At 58.9% G+C, this 17,980-nt stretch carries 13 protein-coding genes; 9 read left to right on the top strand and 4 right to left on the bottom strand.

What is annotated here, in order from left to right:
• Positions 1 to 251: 251 nt before the first annotated feature.
• The 3 genes from der (at position 252) to L085_RS10060 (ending at position 3,032) form a co-directional block, all read left to right on the top strand.
• Positions 252 to 1,742: a ribosome biogenesis GTPase Der gene (gene der / locus L085_RS10050; protein WP_015378774.1), complete on the top strand. Its 1,491-nt coding sequence runs from the start codon at positions 252 to 254 to the stop codon at positions 1,740 to 1,742.
• Positions 1,743 to 1,840: 98 nt separating this feature from the next.
• Complete coding sequence (locus L085_RS10055; RefSeq protein WP_044030671.1) at positions 1,841 to 2,797, top strand: AEC family transporter; 957 nt, start codon at positions 1,841 to 1,843, stop codon at positions 2,795 to 2,797.
• Between the two features lie 13 nt (positions 2,798 to 2,810).
• Positions 2,811 to 3,032 carry a zinc ribbon domain-containing protein gene (locus tag L085_RS10060; protein WP_004941446.1) on the top strand — a complete coding sequence of 74 codons (222 nt, stop codon included), beginning with the start codon at positions 2,811 to 2,813 and terminating at the stop codon, positions 3,030 to 3,032.
• A gap of 4 nt (positions 3,033 to 3,036) precedes the next feature.
• On the opposite strand, the gene L085_RS10065 is transcribed toward L085_RS10060, so the two are convergent.
• From L085_RS10065 to L085_RS10075, 3 genes are all read right to left on the bottom strand, one after another.
• Positions 3,037 to 3,378 carry a protealysin inhibitor emfourin gene (locus L085_RS10065; RefSeq protein ID WP_004941448.1) on the bottom strand — a complete coding sequence of 114 codons (342 nt, stop codon included), beginning with the start codon at positions 3,376 to 3,378 and terminating at the stop codon, positions 3,037 to 3,039.
• Positions 3,378 to 4,403: a M4 family metallopeptidase gene (locus L085_RS10070; protein ID WP_015378772.1), complete on the bottom strand. Its 1,026-nt coding sequence runs from the start codon at positions 4,401 to 4,403 to the stop codon at positions 3,378 to 3,380. Before L085_RS10070 ends, L085_RS10065 begins: the two co-directional genes overlap by 1 nt.
• A gap of 63 nt (positions 4,404 to 4,466) precedes the next feature.
• Positions 4,467 to 5,549, bottom strand: a complete 1,083-nt coding sequence (locus L085_RS10075; protein WP_004941451.1) for a LacI family DNA-binding transcriptional regulator — start codon at positions 5,547 to 5,549, stop codon at positions 4,467 to 4,469.
• 359 nt (positions 5,550 to 5,908) lie between these two features.
• On the opposite strand from L085_RS10075, the gene L085_RS10080 reads away from it, so the two are divergent.
• Positions 5,909 to 7,219 carry an MFS transporter gene (locus L085_RS10080; RefSeq protein WP_015378771.1) on the top strand — a complete coding sequence of 437 codons (1,311 nt, stop codon included), beginning with the start codon at positions 5,909 to 5,911 and terminating at the stop codon, positions 7,217 to 7,219.
• 11 nt (positions 7,220 to 7,230) lie between these two features.
• Positions 7,231 to 9,597 (top strand): glycoside hydrolase family 31 protein, encoded by a 2,367-nt coding sequence (locus L085_RS10085; RefSeq protein ID WP_044030672.1) that lies wholly within the window; start codon positions 7,231 to 7,233, stop codon positions 9,595 to 9,597.
• 3 nt (positions 9,598 to 9,600) lie between these two features.
• Here the strand turns inward: L085_RS10085 and xseA are convergent, their stop codons facing one another.
• Positions 9,601 to 10,977, bottom strand: coding sequence for an exodeoxyribonuclease VII large subunit (xseA, locus tag L085_RS10090; protein WP_004941456.1), 1,377 nt, complete (start codon positions 10,975 to 10,977; stop codon positions 9,601 to 9,603).
• 170 nt (positions 10,978 to 11,147) lie between these two features.
• Between xseA and guaB the strand changes: the two genes are divergently transcribed.
• From guaB to L085_RS10110, 4 genes are all read left to right on the top strand, one after another.
• Positions 11,148 to 12,611: an IMP dehydrogenase gene (gene guaB, locus L085_RS10095; protein ID WP_004941460.1), complete on the top strand. Its 1,464-nt coding sequence runs from the start codon at positions 11,148 to 11,150 to the stop codon at positions 12,609 to 12,611.
• Between the two features lie 103 nt (positions 12,612 to 12,714).
• Positions 12,715 to 14,292 carry a glutamine-hydrolyzing GMP synthase gene (gene guaA, locus L085_RS10100; RefSeq protein ID WP_021504498.1) on the top strand — a complete coding sequence of 526 codons (1,578 nt, stop codon included), beginning with the start codon at positions 12,715 to 12,717 and terminating at the stop codon, positions 14,290 to 14,292.
• A 1,085-nt stretch (positions 14,293 to 15,377) separates the two neighbouring features.
• Positions 15,378 to 16,181: a helix-turn-helix domain-containing protein gene (locus tag L085_RS24165; RefSeq protein ID WP_158499085.1), complete on the top strand. Its 804-nt coding sequence runs from the start codon at positions 15,378 to 15,380 to the stop codon at positions 16,179 to 16,181.
• Positions 16,182 to 16,309: 128 nt separating this feature from the next.
• On the top strand, positions 16,310 to 17,935 hold the full coding sequence (locus L085_RS10110; RefSeq protein ID WP_044030673.1) for a cholesterol oxidase substrate-binding domain-containing protein: 1,626 nt from the start codon (positions 16,310 to 16,312) through the stop codon (positions 17,933 to 17,935).
• Positions 17,936 to 17,980: the final 45 nt, after the last annotated feature.

Raw genomic sequence — 17,980 nt, forward strand, 5'->3', positions numbered from 1 at the left:
GCTCGTCGTGACCCTTCTTGCACCCGAAAGCTTTCGGGTTGCAGCCAGGCGGCAAGCGCATGAGTCCTCGGGAGCTCAGTGAACTGAGTGACCGAGGCGAGGGTGCGCAGACAACGCCGCTGTGGCGCGAAAGATGAAGGGGAAAACGGCTCCTGAGTGTTCAGGGGCCGTTTCGTATTTTATAAGCTGCACCGCTGGTGTCTATCCACAGTGCAGTAACGCATTGATTATTAAGTAATGAGGCTTCAACAATGATACCTGTCGTCGCGCTGGTCGGGCGCCCGAATGTGGGTAAATCCACCTTGTTCAACCGTTTAACCCATACGCGTGATGCGCTGGTGGCGGACTTCCCGGGGCTGACGCGTGACCGCAAGTATGGTCGTGCTGAAATCGAAGGCAATGAATTTATCATCGTCGATACCGGCGGCATCGACGGCACCGAAGACGGCGTCGAAACGCGCATGGCCGGCCAGTCACTGCTGGCGATCGAAGAAGCGGACATCGTGCTGTTCATGGTCGACGCCCGCGCCGGCCTGATGCCGGCGGATCAGGGCATTGCCCAGCACCTGCGCAGCCGCCAGAAGGCGACCTTCCTGGTGGCCAACAAGACCGACGGTCTGGATCCGGACACCGCCACCGCCGATTTCTACTCGCTCGGTCTGGGTGAAGTGTTCGCTATCGCCGCTTCTCACGGCCGCGGCGTGACCCAACTGATTGAACACGTGCTGGTGCCGTTCGTGCCGGAAAAACCGGAAGACGTCGAGCTGACCGAGGAAGAGGCCAACGCCGCTTACTGGGCCGAGCAAAACGGCGAAACGCTGGAAGGCGAAGAAGACGAAGAGCCGGAAGAAGCGTTCAATCCGCAGGATCTGCCGATCAAACTGGCGATCGTCGGCCGCCCGAACGTAGGTAAGTCTACGCTCACTAACCGTATCCTCGGCGAGGAGCGCGTGGTGGTGTATGACATGCCGGGCACCACCCGCGACAGCATCTACATTCCGATGGTGCGCGACGAACGCGAATACGTGCTGATCGACACCGCCGGGGTGCGCAAACGCGGCAAGGTGACCGAAACCGTCGAGAAATTCTCGGTGATCAAGACCCTGCAGGCGATTGAAGACGCCAACGTGGTGCTGCTGGTGATCGACGCGCGTGAAGGCATTTCCGATCAGGACCTCTCGCTGCTCGGCTTTATCCTCAATAGTGGGCGCTCACTGGTGATTGCGGTCAACAAGTGGGACGGCATGAGTGAAGAAGATCGCGAGCACGTGAAAGAGATGCTCGATCTGCGCCTGGGCTTCGTCGACTTCGCGCGCGTGCACTTTATTTCCGCCCTGCACGGCAGCGGCGTCGGCAACCTGTTCGAATCGGTACAGGAAGCCTACGAGTGCGCAACCCGCCGCGTAAACACCTCGATGCTGACCAAAATCATGCAGATGGCGGTTGACGATCACCAGCCGCCGTTGGTGCGCGGCCGCCGCGTGAAGCTGAAATATGCCCATGCCGGCGGTTACAACCCGCCGATCGTGGTGATCCACGGCAACCAGGTCAGCGATCTGTCCGATTCGTACAAACGCTATCTGATGAACTACTTCCGCCGCTCGCTGAACGTGATGGGGACGCCGATCCGCATCCAGTTCAAAGAGGGTGACAACCCGTTCGCCGGCAAACGCAACCTGCTGACGCCAACCCAGATGCGTAAGCGCAAGCGCCTGATGAGCCACCTGAAAAAGAGCAAGTAATCGCTCATGAGGGGCGCGGCAGTGATGCCGCGCCCTTTTTTATTGGCCCGAAATCGTTTTATTATCTGAAGATTACCTCGCCTGCCTGAAGGAACACCATGTCCTGGGAAACCTGGAGTTTTGCGTTTAACGTCACCGTGCCGAATCTGCTGATGATGCTGCTGGGGATCCTGCTGCGCCATTGGCGCCTGATGGATGACCGCTTCGTCGACGGTGCGACCCGCCTGGTGTTCAATCTGGCGCTGCCGTGCCTGCTGTTTTTCAGCATCGCCACCAACCATCCACAGCTGCTCGGCAACCTGCCGCTGGTGCTGTTCGGCGCGGTCGGCACGCTGGCGACCTTCCTGCTTTTGGAGCTGGCGGCCAGGTGGTTGGTGAAAGAACCGCGTGAGCGTGGGGTATTCGTGCAGGGCGGCTTCCGCGCCAATACCGCCATCGTCGGCCTGGCCTACGCCATGACCGCCTACGGCAGCGAAGGCATTGCGCTCGCCTCGCTGTACCTGACGGTGACGGTGATCCTGTTCAATATACTGTCGGTCATCACCCTCACGCGCAGCCTGCAGGGCGGGCAGGGCAAGAAAATCAGCCACCTGTCGCTGCTGCGCAGCATCGTCACCAATCCGTTGATCATCGGCCTGGTGTGCGGGTTGCTGTATGCGCAAACCGGGCTGGGCATCCCGACCGTGATCCGCCAGACCGGCAGCTATATCTCCGCGCTGTCGCTGCCGTTGGCGCTGCTGTGCACCGGCGCCAGCCTGGATTTTCGCGCCATGTTCCGTTCGTCCAACGTGGCGGCGCTGTCGTCGGCGGCCAAGCTGTTTCTGGTGCCGTGCCTGATGACGCTGGCCGGCTGGCTGTGCGGGTTTCAGGGCGCGGCGCTGGGGATTATCTTCCTGTTTTCCGCCACGCCGACCGCTTCGGGCAGCTATGTGATGACGCGCGCCATGGGCGGCAACGCCACGCTGGCGGCCAACATTATTGCCATCACCACCGTCGGATCGTTCTTCACCACCGCGTTGGGGATCTATTTTTTGCGCTCATGGGGCGCGATTTAACTTGGGAGTCGTTATGGACGCGCACTGTCCGCACTGTCGTCAGACCATGAATTGGGTAGCGGGTCACTACCATTGTGCCGCCTGTCAGCGTGATTATCGGCAGCTGGCGAGCTGCCCGGAGTGCGGGCAGCCGCTGCAAGAATTGAAAGCCTGCGGGGCGGTGGATTACCTGTGCCAGAACGGGCACGGGCTGATCTCCAAAAAGCGGGTGAATTTCAGCTATCAGCCGCTGTAAGCCCTCACTCATCCACCTGGCCGGTTTTCCACAGATCCACCAGCGCCTGCGGCGCGCTACTTTCCGGGATTAACAGCACGATCTCGGTGCTCAGGGTGGGGCTGGTGTAGTTGATCTGTATGCGGTAGTAGCGTTGGTCGCCGCAGCCGGGGGAGTTGGGCTGGCCTTCTTCCTGCGCATAGGGCAGCGTCTGGTTCAGCAGCTGATTCAGGCGCTGCCGCTGCTCCGGCGTGATATCGGCCAGCGCGATGCGGCGCTGGCCCGCCAGTTTGGGAATGTAGGCGAAGCCTCCCTCGCGCGCCAGCTCAATGACCGTATCCTGATTGAGCGTCGGCAGCGGTTTCATTATTCCACCCCCACCTGATGCCAGGCTTGCTGCACCTTGTCCGCCACGCTCTGGTCGAAACGCGCTTGCGCATGTTTCACCGTGGCGCGGGCGAAGGTGGCGAAATCGGCATTTTGCGGCAGCGCTTTGTCGCATACCGTGTCATACCAGACGTAGCCGGCTTTCTCCCAGGCGAAGCCGCCCAGCGCCGTCGCCGCCAGATAGAAGGCGCGATTGGGGATGCCGGAGTTGAGGTGCACGCCGCCGTTGTCTTCCTTGGTCTGGATATAATCCTTCATGCTGGCGGGCTGCGGGTCTTTGCCCAGCAGCGGGTCATCGTAGGCGGTGCCGGGCGCTGACATCGAGCGCAGCCCTTTGCCTTTGATGCCCTTGGCGAGCAGCCCGGCGCCGATCAGCCAGTCGGCTTTATCGGCGGTTTGCTGCAGGTGGAACTGCTTGACCAGCGAACCGAACACGTCGGACAGCGATTCGTTGAGCGCCCCGGACTGCTGGTAGTAGATCAGCCCGGCTTCGCTCTCGGTCACGCCGTGCGCCAGCTCGTGGCCGACCACGTCGATGGCGATGGTGAAACGGTTGAAAATCTCGCCGTCGCCGTCGCCGAACACCATCTGCTGGCCGTTCCAGAAAGCGTTCTGGTACTCCTTGCCGTAGTGCACGCTGCCGACCAGCGGCAGCCCCTGGTTATCCAGTGAGTTGCGGCGGTAGGCCTGCCAGAAGAAATCGTAGGTGACGCCGAGGTAGTCGTAGGCTTCGTCCACCGCCACGTCGTGGTTGCTGGGCTGGCCCTCTTTACGCACCTGTTTGCCGGGCAGTTGGGTGCCGTTCTGGGCGTCGTAGATATCGCGGAGCGCTTCGCCGGCTCGGGCGTTTTTCTCGGTCGGTGAACGCAGCGGCTTGTTGCCGAGCAGGCTTTGCACGTGGTTCAGGGTGTGCAGCGCGCAGTCGCGCTGCGGGGCGTTGCCGTGTTCAATGATGCGGCGCAGCATGTAGGGAGGAATGACGGAACGCATGCGCTGGGCTGGCATAGTGGCTCTCCTTAGGCAAAAAATTTTACCTCATCGAATGAATGCACTGTGCCTAAGTGTAGCCTACTCGTCATAAAGCCTGTGGTCATGCGTGCTCACCGCCGGCGCAGTCTTGTGCGGGCTGATGCGCCGCACCGAGGCGCGTACCGCCAGCCGGCCGTGCAGCAGCAGATTGCACGGCGGTGCGTCGGCGCGCAGCATGCGCCGCTGCAGCAGTTGGATCGCCTCGTAACCCAGTTCGTCGCGCGGCACCTGCACCGAGGTCAGCGGCACATCATGGATTTCCGCCAGGTTGAAGCCGTCGGTGCTCATCACCGACACGTCGCCCGGCACGTTCAGCCCCCGCTTGTTGAGCGCTTTGACCGCCCCGACCGCCATGTAGTCGCCGCCGGCCAGGATCGCCGTCGGCAGCGGGGCGTGGCCGTGGATGCCATCGAGATAGGTGGTCAGCGCCTGCTCGGCCTCTTCGCTGCCGAAGCCGGAGGTGGTGACCAGATGGCGGCCGTCGTCGAACGGCAGATGATGCCGGGCGTAGGCTTGCCGGATGCCCGCCAGACGCAGCTCCATGGTGTGGCGGCGCAGACACTGCAGGTTGAGAATATGGCTGTGCCCCTGCTGGAACAGGTAGCTGGCGGAGTAATCACCGATCAACTGATGATCCGGCGAGACGCTGTCCAGCCGCATCTGCCGATCGCTGCAGTTGATCAGCACGCAAGGTTTGTGCAGATCGGCCGCCAGGGTGTGGATATGCTCGTCGTCGATGCCGATGATCAGCGCCGCTTCGGTGTGCGGATCGCTCATCTTTTCCAGAAACAGCGCGCCGTCGCTGCGCTGCTCTTCCAGCCCGCAGTAGCGGATGCGCACCTCGTGCTCCATCAGCGCGGCGGCAATGCCCTGAATGACCTTGTAGTAGAAGATGTCGGTGCGCACGTCGAACGCGCGCTGCGGCGCGAACACCATCACGTTGTTCAGCATCAGCCGGCCGCTGGAAATGCCCTGCAGAATGCCGTTTTGCTGCGCACAGTCCAGCACCTTGCGGCGCGCCTCGGCGCTGGTGTTGGCCTTGCCGGCCAGCACGCGGGAAACGGTGCTGATCGACAGCCCGGTTTGGCGGGCGATCTCCTGGATTTTCAGCTTTCCGTTCATTTTGTGATCTCCTTCAAATTCATCAATGAGAATATTTTCACTGCGGATTTTCAGCGTCTTGACCGGATTTATCGGTCATTATGGCTATTTTTTCACTCTCTCGTGAAAATCTTTGCAAAAAACCCCGTTTCGCTGTGCGCTATCGCTGAGTAGTCTGCATTGGTACACCAATTTTAACGACCTGTCAGTCCAATTTTAACGGTGTGCGAAAAAGAAAACAAAAAATAAATCATGGGGTTGTGATGGACTGCCGGTCTGTTATGCGAGCGTTGGCCTGTGTTCACCGTCCCCTTTTGATAGCGCAACGTACCTTACCAATGCGCGCGTCGCTGTCACAGGCGGCCGCGGGGAGAGAACTGATGAGTGTGGAGATCAATCAGGCGGTCGCGCAGAGCGGCCGGCGCAAGTTCAAATCGCTGCGCTGGTGGATGCTGGCGCTGTTCTTGCTGGGCGTCACGGTCAACTACATTACCCGCAACTCGCTGGGCATTCTGGCGCCGGAACTGAAAACCAGCCTGAACATGAGCACCGAGCAATATGCCTGGGTGGTGGCGTCGTTCCAGCTGGCCTACACGGTGTTCCAGCCGATCTGCGGCTGGCTGATCGACGTCATCGGCCTGAAGATGGGCTTTCTGATCTGCGCCGGCATTTGGGCTGTGGTATGCATGCTGCACGCCGGCGCCGGCAGCTGGCTGCAACTGGCCATTCTGCGCTTCTTCATGGGGGGCGCGGAGGCGGCGGCCACCCCGGCCAATGCCAAGGCGATCTCCGACTGGTTCCCGAAAAAGGAGCGGCCGATCGCCGCCGGCTGGGCGGGCGTCGGTTTCTCCATCGGCGCCATGTTGGCGCCGCCGATCATCGTTATCGCTCACGTCTCCTTCGGCTGGCAGGGGGCTTTCCTGTTCTCCGGCGGGCTGGCGCTGATCTGGGTCGTGCTGTGGTGGCTGTTCTACCACTCCCCGCAGCAGCACCCGAACCTCAGCCAGCAAGAGCTGGATCTGATCCGCGAAGACAACGAGCCGGTGTTGCCGAAGCTGCCGTTTTTCACTTCGCTGGCCAGCCTGTGCAAGAACAAGAAGTTTTACGGCATCGCCATCCCGGCCTTTCTCGCCGAGCCGGCCTGGGCGGTCTTCAGTTTCTGGGTGCCGCTGTACCTGGCCACCGAACGCGGCATGGATCTGAAGCAGATCGCGATGTTCGCCTGGCTGCCGTTCCTGGCAGCGGATATCGGCAGCGTCGCCAGCGGCTATCTCACCACTCTGTACCGCAAATGGTTCGGCTGCAGCCGCGTCAACTCGGTGGTCGCCAGCTCGGTGACCGGCGCCTTCCTGATGGTGTCGTTGGCGTTCGTGGCGATCACCCAAGATCCCTATGTGGCGATCGCGCTGATCTCGATCGGCGGTTTCGGCCATCAGGTGATCTCCTGCATGCTCAGCGCGCTGGTGGTGGAGTCGTTCGATAAAAACCAGATGGCGACGGTCAACGGCATGCGCGGCTCCAGCGCCTGGATCGCCAGCTTCCTGTTCACGCTGCTGATCGGCGCGGTATCCGACACCATCGGCTTCAACCCGCTGTTTATTGCCATGGGCTTCTTCGATCTGATCGGCGCTGTGTTCCTGATCGCCCTGATCGCCGAGCGCGGCGGTAAGAAAACCCCTTCACACAGCTAAATGGAATCTTTATGAAAACCTTGAAAAATTGGACATTGGCGGCGCAGCATGCCGATCATGTCGAGCTGCTGGTCGATGAACGCCACCGTTTCTGCCTGTACGTGCTGGAAGACGGCCTGTTCCGCGTGTTGATCAAACGTGAGGGCGAGCTGGCGCTGGATCGCACCTGGAGCATCGCGCCGCAGAACGATGTGCCCTGGGAGGGGCGCGATCGGCTCAGCGTCGCCGGTTTCAGCCTGCCGGGCTATCAGCTGCGCCAGGCGGGCGATCGGCTGGTGGTCAGCACGCCGCTGCTGCGCGTGACGGTGCATCAGCCGCTGTGGTTGGAATGGGAGCATTGCAATGCCGCCGGCGAGTGGCGGCCGCTGGCGGCGGATCGGCCGACCAGCGCCTACCTGCTCAATGCGCACGGCGACGGCGTGGCGCACTACCAGCGGCGTTTTGCCGATGAGCGCTATTACGGCCTGGGGGAGAAAGCCGGCGATCTGGAACGCACCGGCCGCCGCTTCGAGATGCGCAATCTGGACGCCATGGGCTACAACGCCGCCAGCACCGATCCGCTGTACAAGCACATTCCGTTCACCATTACCCGTGGGCCGGAGGCGAGCTTCGGCCTGTTCTACGACAACCTGAGCAGCTGCTGGCTGGATCTGGGCAACGAGATCGACAATTACCACGCGGCCTATCGCCGCTATCAGGCCGAAGCGGGCGATCTGGATTACTACCTGTTCCTCGGGCCGAAGGTTTTGGACGTCACCAAGGCCTTCGTGCGCCTGACCGGCCGCACCCACTTCGGGCCGAAGTGGAGCCTGGGCTACAGCGGCTCGACCATGCACTACACCGACGCGCCGGACGCCCAGCAGCAGCTGCAGCAGTTCATTGCGCTGTGCCGCCAGCACGCCATTCCCTGCGACTCCTTCCAGCTGTCGTCGGGCTACACCTCGATCAACCACAAACGCTACGTGTTCAACTGGAACTACGACAAGGTGCCGCAGCCCAAGCTGCTCAGCCAGGCGTTTCACGACGCCGGCCTCAGGTTGGCGGCCAACATCAAGCCGTGCCTGCTGCAGGATCATCCGCAGTATCAAGAGGTGGCGGCGCAGGGGCTGTTTATCCGCGATTCGCAAAGCGACGCGCCGGAACGCTCCAGCTTCTGGGACGATGAAGGGTCGCACCTCGACTTCACCAACCCGGCGACGGTACGCTGGTGGCAGCAGGGCGTCACGCAACAGCTGCTGGAGATGGGCATCGATTCCACCTGGAACGACAACAACGAGTACGAAGTGTGGGATGGCGAAGCGCGCTGTCACGGCTTCGGGCGGCCGATCGCCATCAAGCATATCCGCCCGGTGATGCCGCTGCTGATGATGCGCGCCTCGATGGAGGCCCAGCAGCGCTTCGCGCCGCAGAAACGCCCGTACCTGATCTCGCGCTCCGGCTGCGCCGGCATGCAGCGCTATGTGCAGACCTGGAGCGGCGACAACCGCACCAGTTGGCAGACGCTGCGCTACAACATCCGCATGGGGCTGGGCATGAGCCTGTCCGGCTTGTATAACCTCGGCCACGACGTCGGCGGCTTCTCCGGCGACAAACCGGACGCGGAGCTGCTGGTGCGCTGGGTACAAAACGGCGTGATGCACCCGCGTTTCACCATTCACTCCTGGAACGACGACGCCACGGTCAATGAGCCCTGGATGTACCCGGCCGCTACCCCGGCGGTGCGCGAGGCGATCAACCTGCGTTACCGGCTGCTGCCGTATTTCTACACTCTGCTGTGGCAGGCCTGCGCCGACGACGAGCCAATGCTGCGCCCGACTTTTCTCGATCACGAACAGGATGCGCGCACCTTTGGCGAAAACGACGATTTTCTGATCGGCCGCGATCTGCTGGTGGCCAGCGTGGTGGAGCCGGGGCAGCGTCGCCGATCGGTGTATCTGCCGGATAACGGCGAAGGCTGGTACTGCTTCTACAGCGGCCAGTGGTTCGGCGGCGGGCAGACGGTGACGCTGGCGGCGCCGTTGGAGCGTCTGCCGCTGCTGGTGCGCGCCGGGGCGGCGCTGCCGCTGTCGCAGCGGCTGGCGCATGTGGACGTGGCCGCCGACGATCGGCGCGAGCTGCGGCTGTTTCCGCTCAAGGGCGGTGGTGCAAGCAGTGGGCTGCTGTTTGAGGACGACGGCGAAAGCGACGGTTGGCGGCAGGGCGATGCGCTGTGGCTGCGCTGGGAAATGCGCTGCGACCATCAGCGCATCATGCTGGATATCACGACGGAAGGGCGTTTCCGCCCGGCCTGGCGCACGCTGACGCTCAGCCTGCCGGAAGGCGAAACGCGCGCACTGTGGGTGAACGGCGAACCGGGCGAGCGTTTTACGCTGGAGTAGGGCTTACTCGGCCGCGCGCTTCTTGCGCGGCTTTTTAGCGACGGTGATGGTTTTCACCTCGCTTTCCACCCAGCCATCCTGCAGGCGGGTTTTCAGCAGTTCGCCGACCTGCGCCTGCTTGGTGGTTTTCAGCAGCTCGCCGCGCGGAGTTTGCGTCACGCTGTAGCCGCGTGCCAGCGTCGCCAGCGGGCTGACGGTCTCCAGCTGGCTGCAGGCCACGCCGAAGCGCTGGCGGTAGGCGTTGAGCTGCCGCTCCATCGCTTGCTGCAGACGGTATTCCTGCTGCTGCACGCGCTGTTGGTAGCGGTGAATGCGGCCCTGCGGCTGCACCTGCGCCAGCCGCTGCTGGGCGCGCTCGCTGCGGCGGGCGGCCAGGCGCAGCTGTTGCTGCATGCCGTCTTCCATCCGGCGCTGCAGCTTGAACAGCAGCGTCTGCTGACGCGCCAGGCGCAGATGCGGATGCTGCTGCTGTAAACGGTGGTGAATGCGGGTGAACTGCTGCTGGCGCTGCGCCAGGTAGTAATCCATCGCCATCTCCAGCCGCTGCTGCTGCGACTGCAGCTGGCGCAACAGCTCAAGCTGATTGCGGCTCACCAGTTCGGCGGCGGCGGATGGGGTCGGCGCGCGCAGGTCGGCAACGAAGTCGGCGATGGTGACGTCGGTTTCATGGCCGACGGCGCTGACGATCGGAATGCGGCTGGCGAAGATCGCTCGCGCCACGCGTTCGTCGTTGAAGCTCCACAGATCTTCCAGCGAACCGCCGCCGCGGCCGACGATCAGCACGTCGCATTCATCGCGGCGGTTGGCGGCCTCGATGGCGCGCACGATCTGCATCGGCGCTTCCGCGCCCTGCACCGAGGTGGGGTAGATGACGATCGGCAGCGACGGATCGCGCCGCTGCAAGACCTGCAGAATATCGTGCAGCGCCGCGCCGCTGGCGGAGGTGATCACCCCGACGCGTTTGGCCGGGGCGGGCAGCGGCTGCTTGAACTGCTGATCGAACAGCCCTTCGGCGCTCAGGCGCTGTTTCAACTGCTCGAACTGTTGCTGCAGCAGGCCGTCGCCGGCGGGCTGCATGCTCTCGGCGATCAGCTGATAGTCGCCGCGCGGTTCATACAGCGTGATACTGGCGCGCACCAAGACCTGCTGGCCGTTTTGCGGCCGGAAGGTGACGCGTCGGTTGCTGTTGCGGAACATCGCGCAGCGCACTTGGGCGCGGTCGTCTTTCAGCGTGAAATACCAGTGGCCGGAGGCGGGCTGGGAGAGGTTGGAGATCTCGGCGGAGAGCCAAATCTGCCCCATTTCCCTTTCCAGCAGTTGGCGAACCGTCTGATTCAGACGGCTTACGGTAAAAATGGAAGGCGAAACAGGTAGCGACATGTGACCCAGATCAAATTTCAAAACAATCACTTAATTGGTCGATACTACATGGCTGAAAAAGGTAATCAAGACTTTTTGTAAGAAAGTGCTGGAGGCAACCGATTCCGCTCTGTATAATGCCGCGGCAATATTTTATCTTTTTCACAGCCCACCCTGGTGAGATATTGCCCATGCTACGTATCGCTAAAGAAGCTCTGACGTTTGACGACGTCCTCCTGGTTCCAGCCCACTCCACGGTTCTGCCTAACACCGCAGAGCTCGGCACTCAACTGACCAAAACCATCCGCCTGAACATCCCTATGCTGTCCGCAGCCATGGATACCGTTACCGAATCCGGCCTGGCCATCGCGCTGGCGCAGGAAGGCGGCCTGGGCTTCATCCACAAAAACATGTCCATCGAGCGCCAGGCTGAAGAAGTCAGCCGCGTGAAAAAACATGAAAGCGGCGTAGTCACCGACCCGCAGACCGTTACTCCGGCCACCACGCTGCAGGAAGTGAAAGAGCTGACCGCGCGCAACGGCTTCGCCGGTTACCCGGTCGTTACCGAAGACAACGAACTGGTCGGCATCATCACCGGCCGCGACGTGCGCTTCGTGACCGATCTGACTCAGCCGGTGACTGCGGTGATGACGCCGAAAGATCGCCTGGTCACCGTGAAAGAAGGTGAAGCGCGCGACGTGGTGCTGCAGAAGATGCACGAAAAGCGCGTAGAAAAAGCGCTGGTGGTGGACGACAGCTTCCATCTGCTGGGCATGATCACCGTTAAAGACTTCCAGAAAGCGGAACGTAAGCCGAACGCCTGTAAAGACGAGCACGGCCGTCTGCGTGTGGGCGCGGCGGTCGGCGCCGGCGCCGGCAACGAAGAGCGCGTCGACGCGTTGGTGGCGGCGGGCGTTGACGTGCTGCTGATCGACTCCTCGCACGGCCACTCCGAAGGCGTGTTGCAGCGCATCCGCGAAACCCGCGCCAAATACCCGGATCTGCAGATCGTCGGCGGCAACGTCGCGACCGCAGCGGGCGCCAAAGCGCTGGCTGAAGCCGGCGTGAGCGCGGTGAAAGTGGGTATCGGCCCTGGCTCCATCTGCACCACCCGCATCGTGACCGGCGTGGGCGTGCCGCAGATCACCGCCATCGCTGACGCGGTGGAAGCACTGGAAGGCACCGGCATTCCGGTTATCGCCGACGGCGGCATCCGCTTCTCCGGCGACATCGCCAAAGCGATCGCCGCGGGCGCCTCTTGCGTGATGGTTGGCTCCATGCTGGCGGGCACCGAAGAATCTCCGGGCGAAATCGAGCTGTATCAGGGCCGTTCGTTCAAATCTTACCGCGGCATGGGCTCGCTGGGCGCGATGTCCAAAGGCTCTTCCGACCGTTACTTCCAGACCGATAACGCCGCGGACAAACTGGTGCCGGAAGGTATCGAAGGCCGCGTGGCCTATAAAGGCATGCTGAAAGCCATCGTGCACCAGCAGATGGGCGGCCTGCGCTCCTGCATGGGCCTGACCGGCTGCGCCACCATCGACGATCTGCGCACCAAGGCGGAGTTCGTGCGCATCAGCGGCGCCGGCATTCAGGAAAGCCACGTGCACGACGTGACCATCACCAAAGAATCGCCGAACTACCGCATGGGCTGATGCCTTAACCTCTCCTGAGTGAGAGGCCGGGGTGGGGCGCCAAGCCCCATCCCGAAAACATACATTTTCGCTCTTTTTCTCTTGTTGCTGGAATTCGCCTCACATGACACAAAATATCCATAAGCATCGCATCCTCATACTGGACTTCGGTTCGCAATACACCCAACTGGTCGCCCGCCGCGTGCGCGAAATCGGCGTTTACTGCGAACTGTGGGCCTGGGACGTTAGCGAAGAGCAGATCCGCGAATTCAACCCAAGCGGCATCATCCTGTCCGGCGGCCCGGAAAGCACCACCGAAGCCGGCAGCCCGCGCGCCCCTGACTACGTGTTCAACGCCGGCGTGCCGGTGCTGGGCGTGTGCTACGGCATGCAGACCATGGCGATGCAGCTGGGCGGCCATGTGCAGGGCTCCAACGAACGCGAGTTCGGCTATGCGCAGGTGGAAATCGTCAACGAGAGCGCGCTGCTGCGCGACATCGAAGACGCCATCAGCCCGGCGGGCAAACCGCTGCTGGACGTGTGGATGAGCCACGGCGACAAAGTGACCGCGATCCCGTCCGACTTCGTGACCGTCGCCAGCACCGACACCTGCCCGTTCGCCATTATGGCCAACGAAGAAAAACGCTTCTACGGCGTGCAGTTCCACCCGGAAGTGACCCACACCCGTCAGGGCCAGCGCATGCTGGAGCGCTTCGTACTGGACATCTGCCAGTGTGAAGCCCTGTGGACGCCGGCCACCATTATCGAAGATGCGGTTGAGCGCATCCGCGAGCAGGTGGGGGAAGACCACGTGATCCTCGGCCTGTCCGGCGGCGTAGACTCCTCTGTGACCGCGATGCTGCTGCACCGCGCCATCGGCAAGCGTCTGACCTGCGTGTTCGTCGACAACGGCCTGCTGCGCCTGAACGAAGCCAAGCAGGTGATGGAAATGTTCGGCGACCACTTCGGCCTGAACATCGTGCACGTCGAGGCGGAAAACCGCTTCCTGACCGCACTGGCGGGCGTGGACGAACCAGAAGCCAAGCGTAAAATCATCGGCCGCGTGTTCGTTGAAGTGTTCGACGAAGAAGCCTGCAAGCAAGAGCAGGTGAAATGGCTGGCGCAGGGCACCATCTATCCGGACGTAATTGAATCCGCCGCTTCCGCCACCGGCAAAGCGCACGTGATCAAGTCGCACCACAACGTGGGCGGCCTGCCGAAAGAGATGAAGCTGGGCCTGGTTGAGCCGCTGAAAGAGCTGTTCAAAGACGAAGTGCGCAAAATTGGCCTGGAGTTGGGCCTGCCGTACGACATGCTGTACCGTCACCCGTTCCCGGGCCCGGGTCTGGGCGTGCGCGTGCTGGGCGAAGTGAAGAAAGAGTACTGCGATCTGCTGCGCCGCGCCGACGCCATCTTCATCGAAGAGCTGCACAAAGCCGACCTGTACAACAAAGTCAGCCAGGCGTTCACCGTGTTCCTGCCGGTGCGTTCGGTCGGCGTGATGGGCGACGGCCGCAAATACGACTGGGTGGTCTCCCTGCGTGCGGTAGAAACCATCGACTTCATGACCGCGCACTGGGCGCACCTGCCGTATGACTTCCTCGGCCGCGTCTCCAACCGCATCATCAACGAAGTAGACGGCATCTCCCGCGTGGTGTACGACATCAGCGGCAAGCCGCCGGCGACGATTGAGTGGGAGTAATCCCTCGTCCGGCGTAGGCTGGCGTCAGTGAACCGCACATGAGAACCAAACCCGCTTAACGGCGGGTTTTTTTATGCCCGATGTTTGGCGCCCTGTACCGTAGACGGCCTCCGATCCGAAAGGAGGGCTGGGTTGAGAGAGGCGCGAACGGAGAGGACAGCCCGCGCGGAGCCGCCTGCGCTTTGCTTACGGCTCATTTCCTGAGGCGCGGCGTTTTCCATCTCGGTTTTGCGCCTATCCGCAGCACGGTATTCTGCAACCACGCGCACTTCGTCGGATAACGGGTCTTTATTCACCGTACCCGCCGGGCCGCGGCATTAAAATGAATTGCCGTATTGAGGCGCGTCGACTCATCGGCATCGGGCTATAGCGTAGCTAATTAATCCTCTGCGAAAATTAAAGGACTCTGCAAGCCTTTTTATGGGATTTTTCTGAAATACTTGGTCTGACGAATAAATATATCAGAAGGATATGGTGAATTAGTCTATTTCTTATTTTATAAATCTTTCCTTCTGTTTTTATTGGGGAAATCAGCAGTTTCATTGTATTTAATAACGCTTCTCAAGGGCGATTCCTACGTTTTATTGGCATTAATTGCTTGGAATTTAAATTCTAATTATATGATTTTTCTTGTCTTTTAATTATTGTCGTAACATAAAGTGCGAACTGTGTAATTATCTGGTATTTGATATTTTCTAAGCTATCTACATAGGCTACTCTAAATGTAAGGGTATTAAAATGCACCGCCGAGAGGGAGGCAAACGATTTATCAACGAATGCCAGGACATGCTTTCTTTTGACTGCTTAGTTGCACAACGTCAGGATGGATATTGGTCAAGATGAAAGGGACAGGAAAAGCCTTCACCAGGGAAAAGCTTTATAAGAATTATACCAATAACGTCACAAGGAGGATGTCTACCCAAAAAGAAGTATCTCTTTGTCAATCAACTATAAAAGGTTCATCGTTTTTCATATTCTAATCCTAATTGCATGATTGCGGCAGCGCTTTGTTTTTCATTTTAATGGATAAAAGCCCAATGAGCAGGTTGTCTGAGGGTGGGTTTTGTTAGGGCATGGATGTCATTATGAGTTACCAGCATAGTATCGTGGTCGAGCTAGTTAATTTGATCGAGATGAATATACAGCATGATCTCTCGATAGAAAAGTTATCAGATTTGTCTGGTTATTCGAAATGGCACTTGCAAAGAATGTTTCAGCGTTATACGGGAATGAAAATAGCGACGTATATCAGAAATAGGCGTCTGAGCAAGTCTGCCGTCATGCTCAAACAGTCTGATTTAAAAGTATTGGAAGTGGCTACTGCTATCGGCTTTAGCTCCCAGCAGGCTTTTAGCCGCGCCTTTCAACGCTTTTTCGGTGAAAGCCCAAAGGACTTTAGAACGAGCCAGGAATGGGACTTTTCCAAACATCTTCCTCCCTTTTTAATACAAAATTCGTCAGCATATCATTTTGTCGAAATGCCCAAGAACATATACCTGCTTAAGGGATATAAGTTTTTTCTCTATCATTCGATGAGTGCTTCCTGCTCTGGAGGAGAGGAACGACAGAAATACAGCAGCCGCACAGGGAAAAACACCGATACGTCAATGCACACGGTAAAGTTGGCATCATCCGGTTGGGAAGTAACGCTCAGCAAAGGGTACTACGAGACACGCAATCTGACGTTGATAAGAGGGCAGTATTTGTTGTTCGAGTTTAACGGCAGGTTGAACGAATACCTGGTTTTTTTTGACAGCATCTATGACGCCTATCTTCCTTTGCTTGGTGTGCGAATAAGAAACGGCTTTTTAATTGAATTGCATAAAGAAAAGAATTTTCAATACGCAGAACTTAACGTCAAGGTGTTGGTTTATATTGGCAAGTCTTGACGCTCTTCGGGCAGTAAAACAGAGGGGTTATCCCAAGGAAAAGGAGGTGCTTATCAGGGTGATTAATTAGCGCTCGGGCTGTTGCCGTTTTTATCTCTATCGATTTTAATTTTAAAAGGAAGTCAGTTATGACTAGTTCTAGTTTGAACACGTTCCCTGTGGGCTATGAGTATGTCAACTTTGTTAATTGGTCAAAAGAAATCTCCGGCAATCATATTCTGACCTGCTATCCAAAAAATACGGATGAGCTCTTGGCCGTGATTAACTGGGCGCATGAGAATAAATATTGCGTGCGTCCGGTTGGCATCAAGCACAACTGGTCACCGCTCGTTATTGCAAACGGGGAGGATAACAGCAATGTCGTGCTGATCGACCTCACCAGGAAATTCAAAAACATCTCAATCAATAAAGTGGGAGAGCATGGATACGTCACCGCGCAAACGGGGGTGACAATGCAGGCTTTGCTCACTGAATTAGAAAAAAAGAAACTCGGCTTTTACGCGACGCCGGCGCCTGGCGATCTGACCCTGGGCGGCGTGCTCGCCATCGGCGGCCATGGAACCTGCATCCCGGCAAAAGATGAGCGTCTGGCTGAGTTTGCCAGCTTTGGTTCCGTGAGCAATAGCGTGGTGTCGCTAAAAGCTGTCGTTTGGGATCAGGCGCGGTCGAAGTATGAATTAAAGGAGTTTACGCGTGATAATGCGGAGAGCTCGGCATTCCTGGTGCATGTCGGCCGGGCTTTTATCAGCGAAGTGACGCTGCAGGTGCCGCGCAACCGGCGTTTACGCTGTCAAAGTTATGTTAATGTCACCGCGGCGGATCTTTTTTCCACTGCGAGCACGACAAAAAATACCTTCAGCCATTTCTTGGATCTGTGCGGGCGCGTTGAAGTCATCTGGTTCCCGTTCACGGAAAAACCATGGCTGAAAGTGTGGAAGCAAGAAGACAGCTTCCCAAAAGTGTCAAAACCGGTTAATGGTCCATTTAACTATCCGTTCTCGGATAATTTGCCGGTTAAAATTTCCGATATTATTAAAAAAATCAATAATGGCCACCCGGAGCTGACCCCGACACTCGGCAAGGCGCAGATGGAGTTGGTCAGCATTGGTTTAGGGGCCACCGTGTCGGCGGATCTGTGGGGGTGGAGCAAGGATCTGCTGTTGTATGTGAAGCCGACAACGCTGCGCGTGACGGCCAATGGTTACGCGATAATCACGAAGCGGAGCAATATTCAAAACGTATTGCACGATTTCACGAAAAAATATGAAGAAATGGTGGCCGATTACCAGCGCAAGAATTCATTTCCGATGAATGGCCCGATTGAAATTCGCGTCACCGGGTTGGACAGTGCAAAAGAGAGCGCGGTGGCCAATGCCATTGTTCCCGATCTTTCGGCTATTCGCCCCGTTGAATCCCATCCGGAATGGGATGTCGCGATCTGGTTGGATATTCTGACCATGCCCGATACGCCGGATGCCAATAAATTCTACAGTGAAATGGAAAAATGGATTTTTAGCCACTATGCGGGCGACTATGCGACGGTTCGTGTAGAGTGGAGTAAAGGCTGGGGTTATACGTCACAGGCAGCGTGGCAGGATAAAACCGTACTCGAAGAAAACATTCCGCGCAGCTTTAATGCCGGGGCAGGGAACAATGACAGTTGGAATCATGCCTGCAACGTGCTGAATAAGTACGATCCGCACAACGTGTTCTCCTCTCCATTGACTAAAGCGGTTTTCAAACAGAAGAGTTAGTGAGTGCGTAATTGAAATAACCACCTGATTGGGCAGGTGGTTAGC

The organism is Serratia sp. FS14 (assembly GCF_000695995.1).
Lineage (GTDB): Bacteria > Pseudomonadota > Gammaproteobacteria > Enterobacterales > Enterobacteriaceae > Serratia > Serratia nematodiphila.